The 23558-nt window shown below is 30.5% G+C and carries 23 protein-coding genes; 7 read left to right on the forward strand and 16 right to left on the reverse strand.

Annotation, left to right across the window (positions count from 1 at the left end):
* Positions 1 to 41: 41 nt before the first annotated feature.
* The 5 genes from C4R78_RS02570 to C4R78_RS02590 form a co-directional block, all read right to left on the reverse strand.
* Entirely contained in the window at positions 42 to 2153 is a 2112-nt protein-coding gene (locus C4R78_RS02570) for a glutamine synthetase III family protein (protein ID WP_103895534.1), read from the reverse strand.
* A gap of 112 nt (positions 2154 to 2265) precedes the next feature.
* The gene (locus C4R78_RS02575) at positions 2266 to 2676 is read right to left on the reverse strand and encodes an Hsp20/alpha crystallin family protein (protein ID WP_103895558.1); all 411 of its coding nucleotides are present in this window, start codon (positions 2674 to 2676) and stop codon (positions 2266 to 2268) included.
* 61 nt (positions 2677 to 2737) lie between these two features.
* On the reverse strand, positions 2738 to 3688 hold the full coding sequence (locus C4R78_RS02580; protein ID WP_103895535.1) for an acyl-CoA dehydratase activase: 951 nt from the start codon (positions 3686 to 3688) through the stop codon (positions 2738 to 2740).
* A complete protein-coding gene (locus tag C4R78_RS02585) occupies positions 3669 to 4769 on the reverse strand; it encodes a 2-hydroxyglutaryl-CoA dehydratase (RefSeq protein WP_103895536.1) in 1101 nt (366 codons plus the stop codon). Before C4R78_RS02585 ends, C4R78_RS02580 begins: the two co-directional genes overlap by 20 nt.
* Positions 4766 to 5671, reverse strand: coding sequence for an acyl-CoA dehydratase activase-related protein (locus tag C4R78_RS02590; protein WP_103895537.1), 906 nt, complete (start codon positions 5669 to 5671; stop codon positions 4766 to 4768). The genes C4R78_RS02585 and C4R78_RS02590 overlap by 4 nt, the downstream gene beginning before the upstream one ends.
* Positions 5672 to 5826: 155 nt before the next feature.
* Here C4R78_RS02590 and C4R78_RS02595 point away from each other — a divergent pair, with 155 nt between their 5' ends.
* Together C4R78_RS02595 and C4R78_RS09705 are read left to right on the forward strand one after the other, a co-directional pair.
* On the forward strand, positions 5827 to 6270 hold the full coding sequence (locus C4R78_RS02595; RefSeq protein WP_103895538.1) for a cell wall hydrolase: 444 nt from the start codon (positions 5827 to 5829) through the stop codon (positions 6268 to 6270).
* 23 nt (positions 6271 to 6293) lie between these two features.
* Positions 6294 to 6659: a hypothetical protein gene (locus tag C4R78_RS09705; protein ID WP_103895539.1), complete on the forward strand. Its 366-nt coding sequence runs from the start codon at positions 6294 to 6296 to the stop codon at positions 6657 to 6659.
* Between the two features lie 34 nt (positions 6660 to 6693).
* On the opposite strand, the gene nhaC is transcribed toward C4R78_RS09705, so the two are convergent.
* A complete protein-coding gene (gene nhaC / locus C4R78_RS02605) occupies positions 6694 to 8115 on the reverse strand; it encodes a Na+/H+ antiporter NhaC (protein ID WP_103895540.1) in 1422 nt (473 codons plus the stop codon).
* An 84-nt stretch (positions 8116 to 8199) separates the two neighbouring features.
* A complete protein-coding gene (locus C4R78_RS02610) occupies positions 8200 to 9144 on the reverse strand; it encodes a phosphoglycerate dehydrogenase (protein ID WP_103895541.1) in 945 nt (314 codons plus the stop codon).
* Between the two features lie 80 nt (positions 9145 to 9224).
* Between C4R78_RS02610 and C4R78_RS02615 the strand changes: the two genes are divergently transcribed.
* Positions 9225 to 9410, forward strand: coding sequence for a hypothetical protein (locus C4R78_RS02615; RefSeq protein WP_103895542.1), 186 nt, complete (start codon positions 9225 to 9227; stop codon positions 9408 to 9410).
* 12 nt (positions 9411 to 9422) lie between these two features.
* Positions 9423 to 9674, forward strand: coding sequence for a spore coat protein (locus C4R78_RS02620; protein WP_103895543.1), 252 nt, complete (start codon positions 9423 to 9425; stop codon positions 9672 to 9674).
* Positions 9675 to 9689: 15 nt separating this feature from the next.
* On the opposite strand, the gene C4R78_RS02625 is transcribed toward C4R78_RS02620, so the two are convergent.
* The 7 genes from C4R78_RS02625 to C4R78_RS02655 all read right to left on the reverse strand — a co-directional run bounded on the left by C4R78_RS02625 (position 9690) and on the right by C4R78_RS02655 (position 19519).
* Positions 9690 to 10817 (reverse strand): THUMP domain-containing class I SAM-dependent RNA methyltransferase, encoded by a 1128-nt coding sequence (locus tag C4R78_RS02625; protein ID WP_103895544.1) that lies wholly within the window; start codon positions 10815 to 10817, stop codon positions 9690 to 9692.
* A gap of 18 nt (positions 10818 to 10835) precedes the next feature.
* Positions 10836 to 13250 carry a glycogen/starch/alpha-glucan phosphorylase gene (locus C4R78_RS02630; protein ID WP_103895545.1) on the reverse strand — a complete coding sequence of 805 codons (2415 nt, stop codon included), beginning with the start codon at positions 13248 to 13250 and terminating at the stop codon, positions 10836 to 10838.
* Between the two features lie 11 nt (positions 13251 to 13261).
* Complete coding sequence (gene glgA / locus C4R78_RS02635) at positions 13262 to 14695, reverse strand: glycogen synthase GlgA (RefSeq protein ID WP_103895546.1); 1434 nt, start codon at positions 14693 to 14695, stop codon at positions 13262 to 13264.
* 12 nt (positions 14696 to 14707) lie between these two features.
* Positions 14708 to 15817, reverse strand: coding sequence for a glucose-1-phosphate adenylyltransferase subunit GlgD (glgD, locus tag C4R78_RS02640; RefSeq protein WP_103895547.1), 1110 nt, complete (start codon positions 15815 to 15817; stop codon positions 14708 to 14710).
* A gap of 12 nt (positions 15818 to 15829) precedes the next feature.
* A complete protein-coding gene (locus C4R78_RS02645; protein ID WP_207654264.1) occupies positions 15830 to 16975 on the reverse strand; it encodes a glucose-1-phosphate adenylyltransferase in 1146 nt (381 codons plus the stop codon).
* A 5-nt stretch (positions 16976 to 16980) separates the two neighbouring features.
* A complete protein-coding gene (gene glgB, locus C4R78_RS02650) occupies positions 16981 to 18873 on the reverse strand; it encodes a 1,4-alpha-glucan branching protein GlgB (RefSeq protein ID WP_103895548.1) in 1893 nt (630 codons plus the stop codon).
* Between the two features lie 70 nt (positions 18874 to 18943).
* Positions 18944 to 19519 carry an HD domain-containing protein gene (locus C4R78_RS02655; protein ID WP_159945778.1) on the reverse strand — a complete coding sequence of 192 codons (576 nt, stop codon included), beginning with the start codon at positions 19517 to 19519 and terminating at the stop codon, positions 18944 to 18946.
* A 149-nt stretch (positions 19520 to 19668) separates the two neighbouring features.
* Here C4R78_RS02655 and C4R78_RS02660 point away from each other — a divergent pair, with 149 nt between their 5' ends.
* Positions 19669 to 20895, forward strand: coding sequence for a sensor histidine kinase (locus C4R78_RS02660; protein ID WP_103895550.1), 1227 nt, complete (start codon positions 19669 to 19671; stop codon positions 20893 to 20895).
* Between the two features lie 8 nt (positions 20896 to 20903).
* On the opposite strand, the gene mltG is transcribed toward C4R78_RS02660, so the two are convergent.
* Together mltG and C4R78_RS02670 are read right to left on the reverse strand one after the other, a co-directional pair.
* On the reverse strand, positions 20904 to 21896 hold the full coding sequence (gene mltG, locus C4R78_RS02665) for an endolytic transglycosylase MltG (RefSeq protein WP_103895551.1): 993 nt from the start codon (positions 21894 to 21896) through the stop codon (positions 20904 to 20906).
* 21 nt (positions 21897 to 21917) lie between these two features.
* Positions 21918 to 22916 (reverse strand): asparaginase, encoded by a 999-nt coding sequence (locus C4R78_RS02670; protein WP_103895552.1) that lies wholly within the window; start codon positions 22914 to 22916, stop codon positions 21918 to 21920.
* Between the two features lie 95 nt (positions 22917 to 23011).
* Between C4R78_RS02670 and C4R78_RS02675 the strand changes: the two genes are divergently transcribed.
* Positions 23012 to 23209 (forward strand): hypothetical protein, encoded by a 198-nt coding sequence (locus tag C4R78_RS02675; protein WP_103895553.1) that lies wholly within the window; start codon positions 23012 to 23014, stop codon positions 23207 to 23209.
* A 129-nt stretch (positions 23210 to 23338) separates the two neighbouring features.
* The coding region (locus C4R78_RS02680) for a transposase (RefSeq protein WP_479722860.1) at positions 23339 to 23558 on the forward strand (220 nt) is incomplete at its 3' end.

Genomic DNA, 23558 nt, shown 5'->3' on the forward strand with positions numbered 1-23558 from the left:
TTTATAAAAAATAAAACCTGCTGCAAAGTATTTACAGCAGGTTATTTTCTTTCAAATCCATCAAACATTATTTCCCCATAACTTGGCATTGGCCATAGGGACCTATCAACATAATTTTCTAATTCATCTACGTATTCCCTTAACATCTCCATTTGAGAGAACACGTTATCTCTTATAAACTTTGCTTTTTTATACGAATTTTCACCACAGTCTTCAACTTCTTTTACAAGGTCATCAAGTTTTTTGTTATTTTTTATAATAGTTTCCACCAAATTGTTTATTTTAATTAGAAATTCCTTTTCATTTTCACATTCTATACCTAAACTTAAAAGTTCCTTTAAAGTTTTAGATAATTCTTTTACATATTTTAAAGCACAAGGCAAAATATCCTTTGATACTATATCTAACATAGTTTTTGCTTCTACTAGAACCTGTTTAATATATCCTTCTAACATAACTTCATATCTTGAATAAATCTCGCTCCTTGTTAATACCTTATGTCTTTCAAAAAGCAGTATATTTTTCTCATCTATAAAATACTTTATAGCATCAATTGCTGTTTTTAAATTTAAAAGTCCTCGTCTTTGTGCCTCTTCAACCCATTCCTTTGAATATCCATCACCATTAAATATAATCCTTTTATGATTTTTTATTATTTCCCTTATAACATTTTTAGCTTCTTTATCTATATCTGAAGCTTTTTCCAACCTATCTGCAATTTCTTTTAATTTATCAGCCAAAATAGTATTTAAAATAGTAACCGCATCAGATATAGAAGCTGAAGATGGAACCATTCTAAACTCAAATTTATTACCAGTAAAAGCAAAAGGCGAAGTTCTATTTCTATCAGTGGAATCCTTTTTTAAAACTGGAAGAGTTATAACACCAGTTTCAAGCTTTTCTCTTCCCTTTATGCCAATTATTTCTCCCTTTTCAATTTGTTCGAAAATTTCTGTAAGCTGCTCCCCTAAAAATATGGAAACAATAGCCGGAGGTGCTTCACTTGCTCCTAATCTATGGTCATTTCCAGGGGTTGCCGCTGAAACTCTTATAAGATCCTGATATTCATCAACTCCCTTTATAACAGCTGAAACAAACAATAAAAACTGAAGATTATCATGGGGAGTTTTTCCGGGGTCAAATAAGTTTATTCCATCATTTGTCATTAAAGAAAAATTAATATGTTTTCCTGAACCATTTACTCCTTTAAAGGGTTTTTCATTAAGCAAACAAACAAGCCCATGTCGGTTTGCTACTTTTAAAAGCATCTCCATTATTATTTGATTTTGGTCCGCAGCTATATTTGCATTGGTAAATATCGGGGCTATCTCATATTGATTTGGAGCAACCTCCTTATGTTTTGTCCTTGCTGACACCCCAACCCTCCAAAGTTCTTCATCTATTTCCTTCATAAAAGCTGCTACCTTCTCATTTATGCTTCCAAAGTAGTGTTCCTCCATCTCCTGACCCTTCGGAGGTTTTGCGCCAAATAAAGTTCTTCCTGTATACAAAAGATCTTTTCTTTTTTTAAAAAGCTCCTTATCTATTAAAAAATACTCCTGTTCTGCCCCTATCATTGGAATAACTCTTGTTGATGTATTGTTGCCTAAAATTCTTAAAACTCTTAAAGCTTCCCTTGATAAAGCCTCCATAGACCTTAAAAGAGGTGTCTTTTTATCAAGGGCCTCTCCTGTATAAGAACAAAAAGCTGTAGGAATATATAAAACTGCTCCTCCCTCATCTTCAACTATAAAAGCATATGATGTACAATCCCAAACTGTGTAACCTCTAGCTTCAAAGGTGGTTCTAAGTCCTCCATTTGGAAAGCTTGATGCATCTGGTTCACCTTTTATAAGTTCTTTTCCTGAAAACTCAGTTATAGCAGTCCCATCTTTTTTAGGAGAAATAAAAGATTCTAACTTCCCCGCTGTTCTTCCATTCATAGGTTGAAACCAGTGGGTAAAGTGGGTAGCCCCCTTTTCAATTGCCCAATCCTTCATAACATTTGCAACAACCTCTGCAACCTCAGCCTCTAGAGGAAGTCCTTCATCTATAGTTTTTCTTAATTTTAAATATATGCTCTTTGGAAGTCTCTCCCTCATAACTACATCATTAAACACATTTACCCCAAAAAACTCTGTTATCTTTGACACTTCTCATCCCCCCAAGTATTAAATATATAAACTGTATACCATACATAATATGCAAAATTCAAATAACAAAATGTTAATTTTTTGAAAATTTAAAAAGGAGCATTAAGCTCCTTTATGATAACTTTATTTTTCTTCCCACATTTTTTGATTCAACTTTCTTTGGTATTGATATGCTTAAAACTCCATCTTTATAATCTGCCTTTGCTTCTTCAGATTTTACTTCGCAAGGAAGAGGAATTGTTCTTGTAAACTTTCCATAAAATCTTTCACTTCTTCTTACATGTTCTTCTTTATACTCACTAGACCTTTTTATTTCTCCACTTATTTTTATAGAATCATCAAACACTGTAATATCTATATCATCCTTTGAAATTCCAGGTATTTCAGCAACAACCCTAACTTCCTTTTCATCTTCAAATACATCTACCCTTGGTCTTTCAAAATAAGTAAGATTAAAAATTTCATCTATATCCCTTCTTAATCTTTCAATTTCAGTAAAAGGACCAAAAGGAATAAGATTCATAAAATCACCTCCTTGTTTTTCAATATTATTTTTATCTAAAACAAGGAGATTTAAACTAGAATTATACAGCAACTTTTCCACTATACCTTCCACATCTGTCACCAAAATATCCAATTACCTTTTCTTCACATTTTATAACTGCAACTTCACAAAGGTTAGAGCACCCTTTACATTCAAAACTTGCAGTAGCATAATTTATATCAGCAACTTCAAAACCTTTAAAATTTGTCCTTTTCTCTTTTCTTTCTGCTGCAAGTATTGCAGCTCCAATTGCCCCCATCATATTATAATGTTTTGGTACAATGACCTCCATTCCCAGAGCTTCTTCAAAGGCCTTTTTCATACCCTTATTTGCAGCAACTCCTCCTTGAAAAAACACCTTGCTTTTAATTTCCTTTCCTTTTGCAACGTTATTAAGATAATTTCTAACTAAAGCTTCACAAAGCCCCTTTATAATATCTTCAACTGCAAATCCAAGCTGTTGTTTATGTATCATATCTGATTCTGCAAAAACCGCACATCTTCCTGCTATTCTTACAGGATTTTTAGATTTTAAAGCATAATCTCCAAACTCTTCAATTGGTATTTCAAGCCTTTCTGCCTGCCTATCTAAAAAAGAGCCTGTTCCTGCAGCACATACCGTGTTCATAGCAAAATCAGTTATCATTCCATTTTCTAGAGTAATAATCTTTGAATCCTGACCTCCTATTTCTATAATAGTTCTAACATCCTTATCAAGACTTAAAGCTGCAACAGCATGGGAGGTTATTTCATTTTTTACAATATCAGCACCTATTAAAAAAGCTGCAATATGTCTTCCGCTTCCTGTTGTTCCAACTCCTAAAATATCAGAATTTTTAAATTTACCTTCAAGCCTTTTAAATCCTTCCTGAATAGCTTTAATAGGTCTTCCCTTTGTTCTTAAGTAAATGCTCTCAATTACATTATAATTTTCATCAATAACAACAATATCAGTACTAACAGAACCAACATCAACTCCTAGATAATACATATCTCCTTCTCCTTTCTAAAAGGTCTATAAATGCTTCAATTCTTGTTTGATATCCTGCTTCTCCTGTCATCTCATCAACAACAAGACTTAATATTGGAAAATCCTTATCTTTAGATATAGATGGCAATATAGACTTTGATACTATCTCTGGCATACACCCCAATGGAAATATTTGAATGGCACCATCAAAGCCTTCTTTATAGGATAATATAGCTTCTCCAACACATTCTTGACCATGACCACCAATTCCTATTGGAAGATATTCTTTTGCAGATTTTCTAATTTTTCTTGCCGTAAGTTTTAAAGGGCTTAAAAGCACAGTATTATAAACCCACCAGCTTGGACTTAAAGTTCTCTTTGTTGAAACTCCCATATCCATAAGCTTATCCTCTATATATAAGTTAGAAAAAGGTTCTATTATTGTATAAATTTCTCCAATTATTGCAACCTTTATAGGATTCTTACTTTTATCTATTTTTAAATTATCAATTCTTCTGTGGTATTCCTTTAAAATACTTATGGCTTCTTTAGGATTATTTGTTTTTAAAACTTCTTTTTTACACTCATTTAATAATCTTTTACATTCACCCTTTTCCTTTTCATAGCCTGCTTTATATTTAGCCTTTGCCTCAAGGCTGTCAATAAGGTTAATTATCTTATAGGCATCTAAAAGAGCTAATACTTTTTCCTTTTTATTTTTTGGACTTTTTAAAGCTATTTTGTCTATTCTTCTTTTAAGCTCATCAAAACCTATATCCGAAGGAAGATCAAAAACTATAAAATCTAAGTTTTTCCCAAGCTTTTTTAAAATCTTCATTTGAAGCTCTGCATATTCTCCAAATCTACAAGGTCCACAGCTTCCCGTTAAAATAACGGTATCTGCTCCTTTTTCTATGCTTTCTATATAATTTCCCATCATAATCTTAAAGGGAAGACAAATCTCCTCTGGAGAATATAAAGTTCCTATTTCTAAAGCCCTTTTGCTATTAAGAGGAGGAATTACATAATCTATACCAAGTCCATCCATTAAAAATTTAGCTGCTATATAAACATTTCCCATATGAGGAAAGGTAATTTTCAAGCAAGATTCCCCCTTTTCCTTCTTGAAAGCATGTCAACAAAAGCCTCAATTCTTGTATCAAAACCAGCCTCTCCTGTATGTTCATCTATTTTTAAAAGCAAAAAAGGAACATTTTCAAAGTCAAGTTTTATAAGCTCAACTATAACTGAATCTATTCCACAGGCAAAGGAAGATAAATAAACTATTCCATCAATAAGACTTTCTTTAAGGGCATAGGATATAAATCCATAATATTCCCTTGCAAAAGTCCAAAAAGGTCTTTTAAAAAGCTTCTTAATTTCTAAATATTTTACATTATCATCCACAACTTCATGGGTTATAACTCCAACACCTAATTTATTTAATTTGTTTTTTACATTCATGTTTATAAAAGTATCATATATATTGTATGTATGTCCTATAAGAGCAACTTTTAAAGCATATCCTTTATCATTTATGCCTTCTTTAAATTTTTTTTGTTCATTTTGAGCTCTTTCAAAGGCCTTTTGTATCTTAAAAAAATTTTTAGTTAAAATTTTTCCTGTTTCATAAGCCCATTTAAAAAATTTATCACTAGAAAACAAATAAATAGGTGCCTTTGTAATAATAGGAAGATCTTCTATGTTATTTTCAATCATTTCTGGTATGCCACAAAATTTAGGACATATAAATTCTCGTTTATAAATCTGCATTATTCTTGGAATCAAAATCAAATCACACTTATCCTTTATTTTTTCAACATGTCCGTGAAAGACTTTAATAGGAAGGCAAGCTTCATCTGTGCATAATGTAGATCCAAGATCCAGTATATCTTTATTTGTATCAGGAGATTCTATAATTTCAGCACCTAGTTCTTCAAAAAAAGTATTAAAAAAAGGTTTATATTTATAATATAAAAGTCCCTTTGGAATACCTACCTTCAAAAACATCACCTCCAACCTACACTTATATATTTTTTACTTTAAATTACCAAAATATACAATTTTAAAAAAAACAAATCATATAATTTAATAAAAAAGTAACAAAAAAATTATTTAAAGAATATATTATTATCAAAGCACTTCTTAGGTTGATTTTTATGTCCTTCTCTCCAAGGGAACTTCTTGCAAGACTTGTAAGGTGCGAGGCTGAAGGAGAAGGAGAAATTGGAATGAAGGCAGTAGCAACGGTTGTTATAAATAGGGTTAATGTACCTTACGGGGAATATAGAAGAGTATGCCAAGGAGACTTAAGAAAAGTCATCCTTCAACCCTATCAATTCACCTGCTGTTTAACAAAAGTATATGGAAAACCTAATTATCAAAATATATGGGCAAAACCTCCTGATAAGTATCATTATTGGATAGCCGATTGGGCTCTTGCTGGAAACAAATATCCCGGTATAGGTTTTGCCCTTTGGTATTACAATCCGTATAAGCCCACATGTGCCTATTATTTCCCACCAAACAAAACTGGAAGATATATAACAAGAATAGCTCAACATTGTTTTTATGTTCCAACCCCTTTGTATGCTCAAACTTAATCAATTTTATAAGGAGGTTTCTTATGTCTAAAAAAGAAAATCATGTAAACGAAACAAAAGAAATGAACTTTTCACCATCCCCTTATTTTGTTCCTTACATGTTTTGTCCATACGAATGCTTTAGACAACAGCCCTTTGAACCAGTAAGTGAAGTAGATGCACAAATGGAACCAACTTTAAAAGATATAGGATATACACAAGCCTATCTAAGAACTCAAATTGGAAAAAAGGTAAAAATAGACTTTTTAATTGGAACAGATTTGTTTATTGACAAGGAAGGAATATTATTGGAAGTTGGAATAAGCTATGTGGTTATAAGAGAACTTTCAACAAACTTTAAAGTTATGTGCGACCTTTATTCAATTAAATTTGTTTCAATATATGAATAAAGCCCTAAAAGGATTACCTTTTAGGGCTTTTAAATTATACGTTTACAGGAGAAGACTCTTTTTTAGGCTCCACTTTTACTTTTTCCATTGTAATTCCTGTAAATCCGTAGAATATAGAAACTAATGGATTAACTAAATTTAAAACAGCATATGGAAGATATGCAAAAGGATGAACTCCTAAAGCTCCCATCATAAAAGCACCACAGGTATTCCATGGAACAAGAGGAGAAGTTAAAGTTCCTGCATCCTCTAAACACCTTGACAAATTCTTTGGATGAAGACCTTTTTTATCAAAAGCCTTTTTAAACATTCTTCCTGGTATAACTATTGAAAGATATTGATCCCCTGCAACTATGTTTGTAAATATACTTGAAAAAATAGTTGCTGTAACAAGGGCTCCTGTGCTATCAGAAAAACTTAATAACTTTTCAGCTAAAACTTCTAAGAATCCTGCTTTTTCCATTATACCTCCAAAGGCCATAGCACATAAAATCAAAGATACTGTATACATCATGCTTTGAAGTCCGCCTCTTGTTAAAAGATCATCCACTAATTTAAATCCTGTCTCTGAAACATATCCATCGTTTAAAACTGATAGTATATCCCCAAAACCTTTATTTTGGAATATAACTGCAAATATACAACCTAATACTGTCCCTGATAAAAGACCTGGAATTGCAGGAACTTTTTTAACAACCATTATTATAACAACAACAGGTGGAATTAAAAGCCAAAGATTTATGTTAAATTGGCTACTTAATGCGTTTAAAATCTCATTTATTCTTTGAACATCAAGCTGTCTTCCTGAAAATTTTGAACCTAATATAAGATAAACTATTAAAGATATTATATAACTTGGGCCTGTTGTATATATCATATGTCTTACATGATCAAACAAAGTTGCACCAGCCATAGCAGGGGCAAGATTTGTTGTATCTGACAGCGGGGACATTTTATCGCCAAAATATGCTCCTGAGATGACTGCTCCAGCTACCATAGGAGATGGAATTCCAAGACCTTGACCTACACCGATAAGAGCAATACCTACTGTTCCTGCAGTAGTCCAAGAACTTCCTGTTGCAAGAGATACTATACTACAGATAATTAAAGTTGCTGCAAGAAATATTCCAGGAGATAAAACTTTAAGACCATAATAAATCATTGCAGGAACTGTTCCTGATAAAATCCATGCACCTATAACTGTTCCTATTATCATAAGAATTATTATAGCCTGCATAGACATTCCAATTGTATCTATAATTCCCTTTTCAATATCCTCCCATTTTAAGCCAACCTTTAATGCCATAAAAGCTGCTATAATAGCAGAAATAACAAGAGGAATGTGTGGGCTAGCTTGAAACTTTATAATTGAAATGGATAGGATAACAACAAGAGAAACAACAGGAATTAAAGCCTCCCACATTTTAGGCTTTCTCTTTAAATGTCCACTTTCCATTAAGATACCCCCCACAAAGCTTTTTCTTTTATTTTAACATTTCAAATATAAAAATTGCAATAAAATTTAAAATCTTTTAAATTTTCAGTATCCTTTTTCCAAATCAACAATATTCAATAGTTTTTCTCCCTTTATATATCTTCTCATGTTTTCGTATATTAAATTAAACCTTCTTTCATTTCTCTTCTCTGAAACCCAAGAATTATGGGGAGTTATATAAACATTTTCCATATCCCAAAGGGGGCTTTTTTCATCTAAAGGTTCCTTTTCAAAAACGTCAAGGGCTGCTGCCTTTATCTTCCCATTTTTTAAGTTTAAAATAAGCTCCTTTTCATCCACCACACTTCCCCTTGCAACATTTATAAAATATACCCCATCCTTCATGGCTTTAAACCTTTCCTTATTTATAAAATGATGGGTCTCCTTTGTGTATGGCATTGTAACAACTACAAAATCACAAAACTTTAACATTTCATTTACATTATCCTTTGAAAAACACATATCAAAACCTTCTATGTATCTTCCATTTGAATTTACACCTAATATCTTTACTTCAAATCCCTTTAAACGCTTTACAGCCTCTTTTGCTAAGCTTCCAGTTCCTATAAAACCTACCGTTTTTCCATATATTTCTATAATAGAAGTATCTAATTGCCATTTTTTATTCTTTTTATTTTCATAAAAATTCATGCTATTTTTAGCAAGTAAAAGTATGCTCATAACTATCCATTCACCAATTGGAATACTATATCCACCTTTATTGTTAGTAAGCAAAATTCCTTTTTCTTTAATATAATCAATAGGAGCTTGGTCAACTCCTATGCTTGAAAGCTGAATCCATTTTAAATTTTTCATTTTAGTTATATCTAAAGTTGAAAAGGGATCATAACAAACTAAAACTTCAACGTCTGCTAAGTCATCGCTATAAACCAAACCATTTTCTTTTTTTAATATTACTTCATATCCTAAGCTTTTTATTTTATCAATTTTTTCACTTCCATAATCATATGTAAACAAAGCTTTTAACACATAAATCCCCCTTTTTGTATGAGTTTAAAATTTGTCGAAAAAAATAAATATAAATAAAAAATTAAGAAAGGAGAATAATTATGTCTCAACTTAACCAATTAGAACTTCAAAATTTAAGACATCTTATAAACCTTTACGATATCGAAGCCCAAAAGTTTGACTCCTATGCCCAAATGGCAACAGACCCTCAAATAAAACAGATGTTTATCCAAGCTGCACAAACTGCAAGAAACACAAAGCAAAAACTTCTTTCATTTTTACAATAAGGAGGTAGAAAAATGTTTAACGAAAAGGTAATAGTAAACGATGCCCTTTCAATGCTAAATAACAATTTACTAATCTATGCAAATGCAATATCTCAATGTTCAAATGTACAACTTAGAAATATTTTTCAACAAATTAGAAATCAAGAGGAACAATTTCAATACGATCTTTATAAAATAGCTGAACAAAAAGGGTATTATAAAGCTGCTCAACAAGCATCTTTACAGGATATTCAGCAGGTTAAATCAGAACTTGGAGCTTTTTAGGAGTGGGTTCCACTCCTATTTTTTAGGTAAAGGTCCAAAATATTGATAATAGTAACAAAGAAGTTTTCCATTATAAAGCTTTCTATTCTTATCAGCTTTTTTTCCAAAATACCTTTGAAACTCAGGATGAGCTGTTAAAACGAAAAATGACCAGGTGTCAAGCTTTGAAAAAACTTCCCCCATTTTTCTATAAAGTTTTTCAACTTCCCTTTTTTCCATAAGTCTTTCCCCATAGGGAGGATTAGTTATTATAACCCCATACTTTTTTCTAGATCTAAACTCCTCAACAGGAAGTTTTTGAAAAGCTATATACTTATCAACCCCTGCCTTTTTAGCGTTTTCCCTTGCAACCTTTAAAATCTTTCCATCAATATCTGAACCTAAAAGTAGAAATTCTTCTTCATTCATCTTAGATTTTGCCAATTCCCTTTCCTCAATCCAAACATTTTTATTAAAATTTGGCCAATTTTCCATAGCAAACTGTCTATTAATCCCTGGGGCAATATTTTTTCCTATCATAGCAGCCTCTATCAAAATAGTTCCTGAACCACATAAAGGATCTGCAAGAACTCTTTTTGGATCCCACTTACTTATATAAACAAGGGCTGAAGCTAGTGTTTCTCTTAAAGGCGCATCTCCTGAAAGTTGCCTATAACCTCTTTTATGGAGTCCAATTCCTGATGTGTCTAGAGATATAGTGGCCATATCCTTTAAAAGGGACACTTCTATTTTATATTCAGCCCCTGTCTCTTCAAACCACTCTATATTATACTTGTTTTTCATAGACTCTATTATTGCCTTTTTAACTATGGCCTGACAGTCAGAAACACTAAAAAGCTTAGACTTTACAGACTTTCCAACAACATGTATTTTTGCATCCTTTGGAAGAATATCCCCCCAATTTACTGCTTTAGTTCCTTGAAAAAGCTCTTCAAAGGTTTCTGCTTTAAATTCCGTAATTTTAATAAAAATCCTATCTGCAGTTCTAAGCCAAATGTTGCACCTCGCAATATCTCTTTCTTCTCCTTCAAAAACTACCTTTCCGTTATCAACCTTTATATCTTTATACCCTAGATTAATTATTTCTTCCTTTAATATACCTTCTATTCCAAAGGCACATGTTGCAACTATGCTATATTTCATGCAATCTCTCCTTTCAAACTATAAAACCTTCCAAATTTCCCTTGCATATCTAATTATAGTATTATCACTTGAAAATTGTCCTGAAGCAGCAACATTTATTATAGCCATCTCATTCCATTTATCTCTATCTCTATATAACTTATCTATCTTATCCTGTGCTTTTGAATAGTCCTCAAAATCCTTTAATACAAAAAACTCATCGTTATAGGTAATCAAATGATTATAAATATTCATAAACTCCGAAGGACTAACATCTAAAAATCCATTTAAAAGCTGATCTATAACTCTTTTTATTCTAGGATTGTTATTATAAAGATCTAAAGATCTATATCCTCCATTTTTAGAATAATTTATAACTTCATCAGCCGTCAAACCAAAAATTATTATATTCTCTTCTCCAACGGCATCTTTTATTTCAATATTAGCTCCATCTAAAGTTCCTAAAGTTATAGCTCCATTCATCATAAATTTCATATTTCCAGTTCCAGAGGCCTCTTTAGAGGCTGTTGAAATCTGCTGACTTACATTGGCAGAGGGAATTATTTTTTCTGCAAGGCTTACTCCATAGTTTTCAATAAAAACTACTTTAATTTTATCATTAACATCGTCATCTGAATTTATTTTATTTGCTAGCGTATTTATAAACTTTATTATCTCTTTTGCTAAAATATATCCTGGAAAGGCTTTTGCACTAAATATAAAGGTTCTTGGATAAATATCAATACCTTTATCTTCTTTTAATCTATTATATAAATCCAAAATATAAAGAGCATTTAAAAGCTGCCTTTTATATCCATGGAGTCTTTTTGCTTGAATGTCAAATATAGAATTTGGATCTACAGTTATATCATACTTGTTCTTTATAAATTTTGCTAAGTCAGTTTTGTTTTGCTGTTTTATTTTATAAAATTTTTCTTTAACTGAACTGTCTTTTGCAAATTTTTTTAATTCTATAAGCTTGTTAGGATCTTTAATCCACTCTTCTCCTATAGTTTCTTTTAAAAGCTTAGTAAGCCTTGGGTTTGCTTGTAAAAGCCATCTTCTGTGGGTAATTCCATTTGTTTTATTATTAAACTTGCCTTCAAAATATTCATTAAAAAGCTTAAGTTCTTTTTCCTTTAATATCTTTGTATGAAGTTTTGCAACTCCATTTACAGAATGACTTCCAACTATAGCAAGATGAGCCATATTTATATATCCATCTCTTATAATAGCCATTTTGTTTATTTTATCTAAATCATGCCCATATTTGTCAATAAGATCTAAACAAAATCTTCTATTTATTTCTTCAACTATTGTAAAAATCCTTGGAAGAAGACTTTTAAACATATCAATAGGCCATTTTTCAAGGGCTTCTGCCATTATAGTATGATTTGTATAAGATATTGTATTTACAGTTATCTTAAAAGCTTCTTCCCAAGACAAATTTTCCTCATCTATTAGAATTCTTAAAAGTTCTGGAATAGCAAGGGCAGGGTGGGTATCATTTATTTGAATTGCAACGTATTTATCTAACTCTGTTATTGGCTTTCCCTTCTTCTTAAAAGTTCTTATTATACTTTGAATTCCTGCACTTACAAAAAAGTATTCCTGCTTTAATCTTAAAAGCCTTCCTTTTTCAGTCCTATCATCAGGATAAAGAACGGAAGTTATAGACTCTACAGAATATTTATATTCCATAGCCTTTGAATAATCTCCCATTGAAAAACTAAAAAAATCAAAATCTTCACCAATAGGTTCAGCACTCCAAAGTCTTAAAGTATTTACAACACCATTTTTAAAACCTATTATAGGAATATCATAAGGAACTGCAAGAACAGATTCATAATTCTCATGAATGGCCTTAAGCCTTCCGTCTTCCACAGTAAATCTTACATTACCTCCAAAATTTACAATACATGCCTTATCTCTTCTTCTAACTTCCCAAACATATCCATCCTTTAACCAGTTATCAGGAACTTCCACTTGATATCCATTAACTATTTTTTGTTCAAACAGCCCATATTTATATCTTATCCCGTTGCCATGGCCAGCTATTCCAAGAGTTGCCATTGAGTCCAAAAAACAGGCTGCAAGACGGCCAAGTCCTCCATTGCCAAGCCCTGCATCCTTCTCTTCAAGTTTAATATCTTCAAAGGATATCCCAAACTCTTCCAACCCTTCTTTAACTATATCTATAATTCCTAAATTTATCAAATTGTTTTCAAGAAGCCTTCCTATTAAAAACTCCATAGAAAAATAGTAAACCTGCTTTTTATCTTCAGTTGAGTATTTTTTATTGGTCTTTAACCACCTTTCAAAAGCATATTCCTTTACAAGTTCTGCAAGGGCAATAAATTTATGAGACCTTGAAGCTTCTTTTACATCCTCTGCAAAAAGACTTATAAGCTTTCTTTCAAAATCCTTTTTAAATTGTTCCTTACTAAGCTGCATCATAGTTCCCCCTACTGTAATAAAGCTTTATACACATCTACATAAACTTTTGCTGATTCACACCAACTATTATCAGAGGTCATAGCCCTGTATATAAGTTTATCAAAAGAATCCTTCTCATTATTATAAACCCAAATAGCATATTTTATTATATCAAGCATCTCCTTTGAACTATAATGTGCAAAGGAAAATCCGTTTCCCTCTCCTGTAAATCTATTATAAGGCTTTACCGTATCCTTTAAACCTCCCGTTTCCCTTACTATAGGTAAACTTCCATATCTTAAAGCAATAAGCTGTCCAATTCCACAGGGCTCAAACAAAGATGGCATTAAAAATAAATCGGATGCAGCATAAATCTTTCTTGCAAGTTCTTCGCTGTATTTTATATTAGAAGATATCTTTGATGGATAAACAGAAGCATAATAACGGAACATATCTTCATAAACCGTATCCCCTGCCCCTAAAATAACAAATTGAACATCCAATGCCAAAATATCCTGAATGACTTCTGCAATTAAATCAAGCCCCTTTTGCTTTGTAAGTCTTGTAACCATACCAATCATAATAGTATATGGATTTACTGGCAGGTTAAGTTCTTTTTGAAGCTCTATTTTATTTTCTCTTTTTATGTAAAAAGAATTTTCATCATAATTTTTGTATAAAAACTTGTCCGTTTTAGGATTATATTCATCATAATCTATTCCATTTATTATTCCAATAAGCTTATTAGAGTATGCACTTAAAAGCCCATGAAGCCCTTCTCCATAAAATGAGGTTTTTATCTCATCTGCATAAGTTTTACTTACGGTAGTTACCTTATCAGAATAAATTATTCCTGCTTTCATTAAATTAACTGCATCATAATATTTTAATCTATCCTCTGTAAAATAATAATCATCAAGATTCAAAAGGTCCCAAAGTATATCCTTTTTAAAGATTCCTTGATATTTTAAGTTATGAATTGTATATATAGTTTTTATATCTTTATGTTTAAAACTTTGAGAATAGTGAGCTTTTAAAACTAAAGGAATAGCTGCCGTATGCCAGTCATTGCAATGAATTATATCAGGATTAAAATCTAAATAATTTATAGCCTCAACTACTGACCTACTAAAAAATATAAACCTTTCATCATCATCTCCATACCCATAGGCTCCATCTCTTTTAAAATAATATTCATTATCTACAAAATAAAAAGGAACACCCTGATACTCTAAATACTCTATCCCACAGTATTGATTTCGCCATCCCAACTGAACATTAAAATGACATAAATGTTTCATGGCCATTTTATATTCATATTTTATATCCTTATACTTAGGCATTATAACCCTTACATCTACACCGTTTTTTCTTAAAACTTTAGGAAGGGCTAAAGATACATCGGCAAGCCCTCCCGTTTTTAAGAAAGGATAAACTTCTGAAGTTGCAAATAAAACTTTCATATAATCCCCCCACTATAAGTAAATTCTACTTCCCTTTTCTATTACAATAGGATATTTATCATCCCCTATTAAAACCTTATCCTCTTCAATTATTGTATTTTTATCAATTATAACATTTTTTAATTTTACATTTTTCCCTATAATGCATCTTGAAAATATAATGGAATTAATTACTTCTGCCCCTTCTTCTATAATCACCCTTCTTCCTATTATACTGTTTGAAACTAGTCCTTTTATAATACTTCCATTTGCTATAACTGAATTTGTAACTAAAGATCCATTTAAATATTTTGTTGGCGGTGAATCATAGGACTTTGTATATATGTATCCATTTTTACTACAAAGTTCTTTCATAATATCTTGATCTAAAAAATCCATAGAAACTTTATAATATGAAGCTATGGAATTTATACATCCTAAATAACCATCAAATTCATAAGCTCTAACATCATGATCCCTTACATGTCTATATACATAATCTATGACGCTTGAACAATTTCCTTCCTGTATACACTTGTAAATAGCTTGAATTAAAAACTCTTTGCTCATAAAGAAAATTTCCATAGAAACATTTATCTTCTCTCCCATTCCAAGGTTTTTACCAACAGATATAACCTTTCCATCTTTTATATTTAAAACATCACAGCTTAAAAACATATCACTATTTTCAACTTTTTTATAAACTATAGTTACATCTGCTCCGCTTTTTTCATGTTCCATTGCAATTTTTTCAAGATCTATATTACATATCATCCTTGACCGTGATAAAACTACTTTTTCTTTTTTGCTTCTAAAAAAATATTCCATGTTATATTTAAAGGAATTGATATCCTCTTGAACAAGCTGTTTTAATGTATAATTAAATATAAAAAGCCCATCAATTTTTCTATTTAAATCCCAAGGTTTTCCTGAACCTATATGATCCACCAAAGATCTCGAATTTGTTTTTACAAAAATCCCTACATTTGTTATTCCACTATTTACCATATTAGAAAGAATAAAATCTATTACTCTATATCTTGCAAAAATAGGGATGCTAGCTAAAGGTCTATTTAATGTAAGACTTCTTATATTACTTTCATCTTCATTTAACAATATAACCCCCATATAATCCCTTAGCATATTATCCCCCCATCAACCTTTTATTATATTTTCCTTAACATCTTTATTTTCAGGTATTAATACTATTTCGCTTCCATCACCTACTCTTATGCCTTCTCTTATTCTTACCCCATTCCCGACAACGCTTTTTATAACAACTGCTCCATCTTCAATTCTTACGTTGGGTAGTATAACTGAATCTTTAACCTTTGCGTTTTTCCCTATATAAACTCCCCTTGAAATAACTGAATTTTCAACTTCTCCATAAATAATACATCCATCAACTATCATAGAATTTTTAACAGAGGCTTCAGGCCCTATATACTGAGGTGGAAGAGAATAATCAAAGGCATATATTTTATTTACACTTTCATAAAGGTCAATTGGACAGTCTTCCTTTAAAAGATCCATATTAGCTTCCCAATAACTTTCAACAGTTCCAACATCCTTCCAATATCCATAAAATCTATATGCATAAAGCTTTGCACCAGCCTGAAGCATTTTAGGAATTATATTTTTTCCAAAATCATTTGAAGATGTGGGATCTTTTTGATCCTCCTTTAGAAAATGCTTTAACTTATTCCAATTAAATATATATATCCCCATAGATGCTAAGTTGCTCTTTGGCTTTTTGGGCTTTTCTTCAAATTCATATATTCTTCCATCCTCATGGGTATTCATTATTCCAAAACGACTTGCCTCCTCCATTGGAACTTCAATAACTGCTATTGTACAATCAGCTTTTTTTTCTTTGTGATATTCAAGCATAGGATTGTAATCCATTTTGTATATGTGATCACCAGATAAAACAAGAACATATTCAGGATTGTAATAATCTATGTAATTTATATTTTGATATATAGCATCTGCAGTTCCTTTGTACCAATTCCCTCCCGCTTCATGTTGATAAGGCGGGAGTATCCTAACCCCTCCAAACTTTCTATCAAGATCCCACGTCATACCAATTCCAATATGGGCATTTAAAATAAGCGGCTGATACTGTGTTAAAACTCCAACGGTATCTATTGATGAATTTGCACAATTGCTTAAAACAAAATCAATTATTCTATATTTACCTCCAAATGGAACAGCAGGCTTTGCATTATTTTTTGTAAGAGCCTTTAATCTTGTCCCCTGTCCCCCCGCAAGAATCATAGCAATTATTTCTTTTTTACGCACAAAAATCACTCCTTTTTAGGTTTTAAAACTATAAATGAATACGGTGCTATTTTTATATTTACTGAATAATCTCTACCATGCCATGTATCCTCTAGCGATTTTATGCAACCGATGTTTATAAAATTACTACCTGAATAAATATCTTTATCACTATTAAAAACTTCTACATATTCACAACCTTTTGGAACTCCTATCTTATAATTCTCATATTTCCCACTTCCAAAATTACAGATTATAACTAAAAAATCCTCCTCATTTTTTGACCTTCTTATGAAAGATAAAACACTTTGATGACTATTATCTGCATCTATCCATTCAAATCCTTCCCTTTTATAATCAAGTTCCCATAATGCTTTATTTTGTAAATAAAATATGTTAAGATCTCTTACATATCTTTTTAAGGAATCATGGATAGGATACTTTAAAAGAAACCATTCAATTTCTTCATAAAACCTCCATTCTATAAATTGAGCTATCTCTCCCCCCATAAATAAAAGCTTTTTTCCTGGGTGAGACATCATATATCCATATAAAAGTCTAAGGTTTGCAAACTTTTCTTCGTAACTTCCGGGCATTTTATCAACAAGAGATTTTTTCCCATGAACTACTTCATCATGGGAAAGGGGTAAAATAAAATTTTCTGAGTAATTATACATCATGGAAAAAGTCAAAAGATTATGATTATTTTTTCTTAAGTTTTCACCCATAGACATATATCTTAAGGTATCATTCATCCATCCCATGTTCCATTTATAATTAAATCCAAGACCTCCATCATAGGTTGGATAAGTAACCAAAGGCCATGCTGTAGATTCTTCTGCTATCATTAAAGGATTATCAATATTTTCAAAAACAACCTTATTAAGCTTTTTTAAAAATTCTACGGCATCTAAATTTTCTATCCCACCTTTTTTATTTCTTATGTAAAAATTAGGCTTTCCAAAATTCAAATAAAGCATTGAAGCAACTGCGTCAACTCTAAGTCCATCTACATGAAATTCCTTAAACCAATAAAGGGCATTTGAGATTAAAAAGCTTTGAACATGCCCCTTTGAATAATCAAAATTTGCAGTTCCCCAATCGTAATTATCTGCTAAAAGAGGATTTTCACTTTCATAAAGATGATTTCCATCAAAATTATAAAGGCCATGTTCATCTCTACAAAAATGCCCTGGTACCCAATCTAAGATAACCCCTATTCCTTCATTGTGCATTTTATCTACAAAATATTTAAAATCCTCTGGCCTTCCATATCTACTTGTTGGAGAATAATACCCTGTAACTTGATATCCCCATGAAGCATCTAAAGGATGTTCCATTATAGGCATAATTTCTACATGAGTATACCCCATATCCCTTACATATTTTGAAAGTTGATCAGCTATTTGCCTATAATTTAAAAAATGCTGACCATCTTTTTTCCAAGATCCAAGATGAACTTCGTATATATTTATAGGGCTTTCAAAATAATTTGTCTTCTTTCTTTTCTCCATCCACTCTTGATCCTTCCATTCATATTCTAAACCTTCATATACAATCGATGCCGTATTAGGTCTTATCTCTGAAAACCTTGCATAAGGATCCGCCTTTAATACTTTAGTTCCATCATATTTTACTATTTCATATTTATACAAGTCTCCTTCTTTTAATCCCTCTATAAATAACCACCAAAAGCCTGAATCTAAAACTTTAAACATTCTATGTTTTTCACCTTTCCAGTTATTAAAATCTCCAACCACTCTAACTTCCTTTGCAGAAGGAGCAAAGGTTATAAAGACAACCCCTTTTTTCCCTTTAAACTGTGTAACCTTACTTCCTAAAAAATTATAAGCTTCAAAATGCTCACCTTTTAAATATCTTTTTATATCAGATAAATATATCGTATATTTTCTTTCCATATCCCTCATCCCCAACAAATTTTATACATTATTTACCCTATGTTTAAATATTTGTAAATATAACCTAAAATTAATCATTAAATATTTCGTTTACCAAGCATTTAAACTCATCATACATTTTAAAACCTTGAAGCTCAGATAAGGCCTCTACTAAACTTAAATAATACCATTTCTGCTCCCTATATCCTGCATTAAAGTTTTCCCAAACTTTTTTTCCAACCTTTTTATATTCTTTATATGTGCTTCTTATATTGCTTAACTTATCTGCACATATTAGCATCTTAACATCCCTTGAAGAATTTTTTACAAATTCTATGGTATGCTCTTTCCTGTATTTCCATGTTTTAATTTCTTCCTCTTGGCTTAAGCTTCCGCTTATCTTTAAAGGCTCTGAAACTGCAAGTATAAGATCTAAAGTTCTTTTATTAAAATTTTGCTTTATTATATTTATAAGCTCCTTTTTATCTCCTTTTGTATCTTCAATAGTATCATGCAGCAAAGCTGCATTTAAAATATCCTCATCTGCTCCATTTTCATAAAGAATAACTGCAACCTCTATTGGATGTATAATATAAGGGTCCCTTGAACCCTTTCTTAACTGTTCTTTATGTACATCCCATGCAATCTTTAAAGCTAAAAAATTCAACTTTAACACCCCTTGTAAAGTATTTATTAATATTTTAAAGAATAAATCAAATTAAAACAACCAAAAAATACCTATGTTTAACTCAACTTTTGTCAAAAGTTGCGATATTTTATTTGCAGGAAAAATGTAAATTATGTTGAAATACTTATATGCTTGAATTTTTAATAGTAGGTGATAGTATGGAAAATGTTGATATTGAATGTAAAGAATTGAAATGCATCCTCAATGAAATATTTTTAAAAAGTCCTAATGCAATTGCTATATTCGACTTAAATGGAAATATAATAATGAAAAACAATATGTATGAGGAATTCATAAAAACTTCAAAATCAGACATATTTAATACCTTTAATCTAGATAAAAATCTCATAATACAGGAACTTAAAACAAACTGCAAATATGCTATCGAAAAAATTAACTTTATAGATGAGAATAACAATAGTCTTTGGTATAAGCTAAACTTTTTCTCTATAAAAAATTATTTTGCAGTTATACTAAGTAATATTACTGAATCAATAGTAATGTCTCAAAAAATTCAAAATGATGAGGCTATTATAAATAAATTTATTAACGAAAATACCAGACTTCAAAACAAACTTGAATATGAAAAATTAAAAAGCGATTTTTTGCTTAGAGTTTCCCATGAACTTAGGACTCCTGTAAATGTAATTTATGGAACTATTCAACTTATTGAAATACTTAAGGAAAAGGATACATTTATTCAAAGCTTTAATGACTTTTTCCCTATTCTAAAGCAGAATGTATATAGATTGATAAAAATAGTTAATAATATAGTAGATATCACAAGCATAGATGCAGGATTTATGAAGTTAAATATTAAAAATACAGATATTATAGATTTAGTTAAAAATATTTGTTCATCTGTAAACAGTTATTTAAAAAATAAAAACATTAACATAATATTTAGCTCCCCTTTTAAAGAAAAATATATAGCCTGTGATCCTGAAAAAATAAAAAAAGTTATTTTAAATATTTTATCAAATGCCGTTAAATTTTCAAAAAACGAAAAGGTAAATATTTCCGTATGTATTCTAGAAGAAAATAATGATTTAATTATAAAGATTAAGGATGATGGAATTGGTATTCCAAAAAAATTTCATGACGTGATATTTAATAGATTTAAGCAACTTGACCCATGTATGACAAGAAAAAACGAAGGATGTGGAATAGGACTATCCCTTGTAAAAGAATTTATTAAAATGCACAAAGGAGAAATTTTTATAAATAGCGAAGAAAACAAAGGAACAGAATTTATAATAAAGCTTCCTAAATATGAAATCGAAGATGAAGTAGCCATAACAAAAAATGAAAACTATCTAGAAAATATTCAAATTGAATTTTCAGATATCCAGTAGGGTTAACCCTACTGGATATATTTTGATACATTTTTTAAATGTTCTTCATAGGTTTTACTAAATACATGCCCTTTACCTGTAAATACATAATATAAATAATCATGTTCTTCAGGATAAAGGGCAGCTTCAATGGATTTTATACTAGGAGATGCTATAGGACCTGGAGGAAGTCCTATAATTTTATAGGTATTATAAGGTGATTCAAATTTATAATCTTTATAGTAAAGCCTATTTATATGCCTTTCACCTTTGGTTATGGAATATATAACAGTAGCATCTATTTGAAGAGGCATTTTTCTTTTTAACCTATTGTATATAACCCCTGATATAGTCTTTTTTTCTTTATCATCATAAGCCTCCTTTTCAATTAAAGAAGCTATGGTAATCACTTCATCTAAAGATAAATTAAGTTCCTTTTGTCTTTCTAAATAAGGCTTATATTTATCTAAAAATCTATCAAACATAATTTTTATTATTTCCCGTTTGTTAAGACTATAAGGAATATAATAAGTATCAGGATATATATACCCTTCAAGTTCATAAAACACGTTATCCTTTACCCTAATAAGGTGTTCTTTATCAAAATCAGAAACTCTAGCTAAAAGCAAATCTTCCTTTTTCATAAGTTTTAAATCTTCAAGTCTTTTAGCAATTTGATACAGATTAAAACCTTCTGGAATGGTAACTATAGCAAAATCTGATTTCCCTGAAGTTATTTTTTTTAAAATAAAATCTATATCTTTATTCTCAGGAATTATATAATTTCCTACTTTTATGCCTTTATCATATCCCTTTACTTTAGCAAAATATAAGAAAAACTTTTTTGATTTTATAACCTTCTTGTTAGACAAAAAATCTGCTACTTTATTAATACTATCACCTGGCTTTATAATCAAATAAACTTGATTTTTATTATAAGTTTTTGTAAAGGTCTTAAAACAGAATAAAAAAGCTACTAAAAAAGCAATCAAAACAATAAAAATAAAATATCTAAATTTCATACCATCAACTCCTATGTGGTTTTATATTGTGAATATAGGCTTTATTTCTCCTACTTTTTCTCCTATACTGTTTTTATTATCCATAACAGTGAACTCCTTTAATGTATTTTTTTCTTCATCATCTAATATATTAAGGCTTTCTAGTATTTTAATAACAACAGGATACAAAGCTCTAAAATTTCCATCCTCAATCTTCACTGCAATTCCTATATCTAAGTCCTTTATTCCAACAGCATACACAGCTTCTGCTCCAAGTTTTCCTATAAGTTTTCCTTTTGTATTTTTCATAAGCTCGGTACAAAATCCTCCTGTTCCTGATACCATTTGTGGATAAGAATTCATAGAATTAAAAATAACACTTGCAGCAAATCTATAATTATTATCCAATTTATCAGGATTTGCTATTTTTGCAAAAGCTAAAGCTAAATTAAAGATAGGCATACCAAACACAGGGACAGTACATCCATCTATTCCTATAATTATATCTTCTTCTTTTATTTCACACATTTTTGAAACTACTTTTAATATATCCCTTTGAACAGGATGAGAGATAAGATTATAACCTTTAATATCATACCCTTTAGCAATACAGCTTGCTATAATACCAGCATGCTTTCCTGAACAATCAGAATAAACAGGAGTAATTTTTATATTGTCCCTTGCCTGCTTTAAAGCTATATCTTTATTTATAGAATATCCTCCACCACATAAAAGACTATCTTCACTTACACCTATCTTTTTTAGAATTTTTATTATAGTTTCAATGTGATAATCTTCTCCAAAATGCGAAGCACACATTATAGCTATCTCATCATACGTAAAATTAAATTTTTCATATGCTCCACTTAAAAATACATTAATAGCTTGAATTGGTTTTGCAGATGATCTTACATAAGTAACTTTAAAAGGATCTCCAACATAAGCTAATACTTCGCCCTTAGAATTAACTATAACTAAGTCCCCCCTGTGAATGCTTTCAACTAAATTGCCTCGAGTTACGTAAACAAGCTCCTTTGACATAATACCACCCCTAAAGGATATTCTTACTTTAGATTATAGCATTTTCCACGAATATATTTAAATTATATTTTTAATACTTAAAATGAGGTGGTTTTATGGATAAAAATCCTGACCTTTTAAACCCAATAAGCATTTTACCCGAAGACAAATATTTAAACTCCCTTTATGATAAAACCTCTAGAAATATTATGCCAAAAGAAATGAATAATCTTGTAAATCTTGGACCTATTGGTTTCTCCTTAAGTAACTTAGGCAAAAAACCCTTTGATGAAGAAATTCTTAAAAGATTTTAATCCCCTTTTTAAGGGGATTTCAGATTGTTGACAAAGTATAATTTTAAAAAGAGAATCCATCACAAAAAAAGGATTCTCTTTTTTTATGTCGAAATATAATAATATACGAAGTAATAAAGGAGGATAAGTATGCTAACAATCAACAAAGATAAAATTCGTAGAGAACAAGTTGAATTTATCTCTGTTGACCAATTGGTTCCAGAAGATCATTTAGTTAGAAAAATAGAAAAAGCTATCAATTTTGATTTCATATATGATCTTGTAAAGGACATGTATTGCTTAAATAATGGGAGACCAAGCATAGATCCTGTTGTATTAATTAAAATAGTTTTAATTCAATATATGTTTG

Origin of the sequence: Caloramator fervidus (assembly GCF_900108045.1) — a bacterium.
In the GTDB taxonomy this organism is placed as follows: domain Bacteria; phylum Bacillota; class Clostridia; order Clostridiales; family Caloramatoraceae; genus Caloramator; species Caloramator fervidus.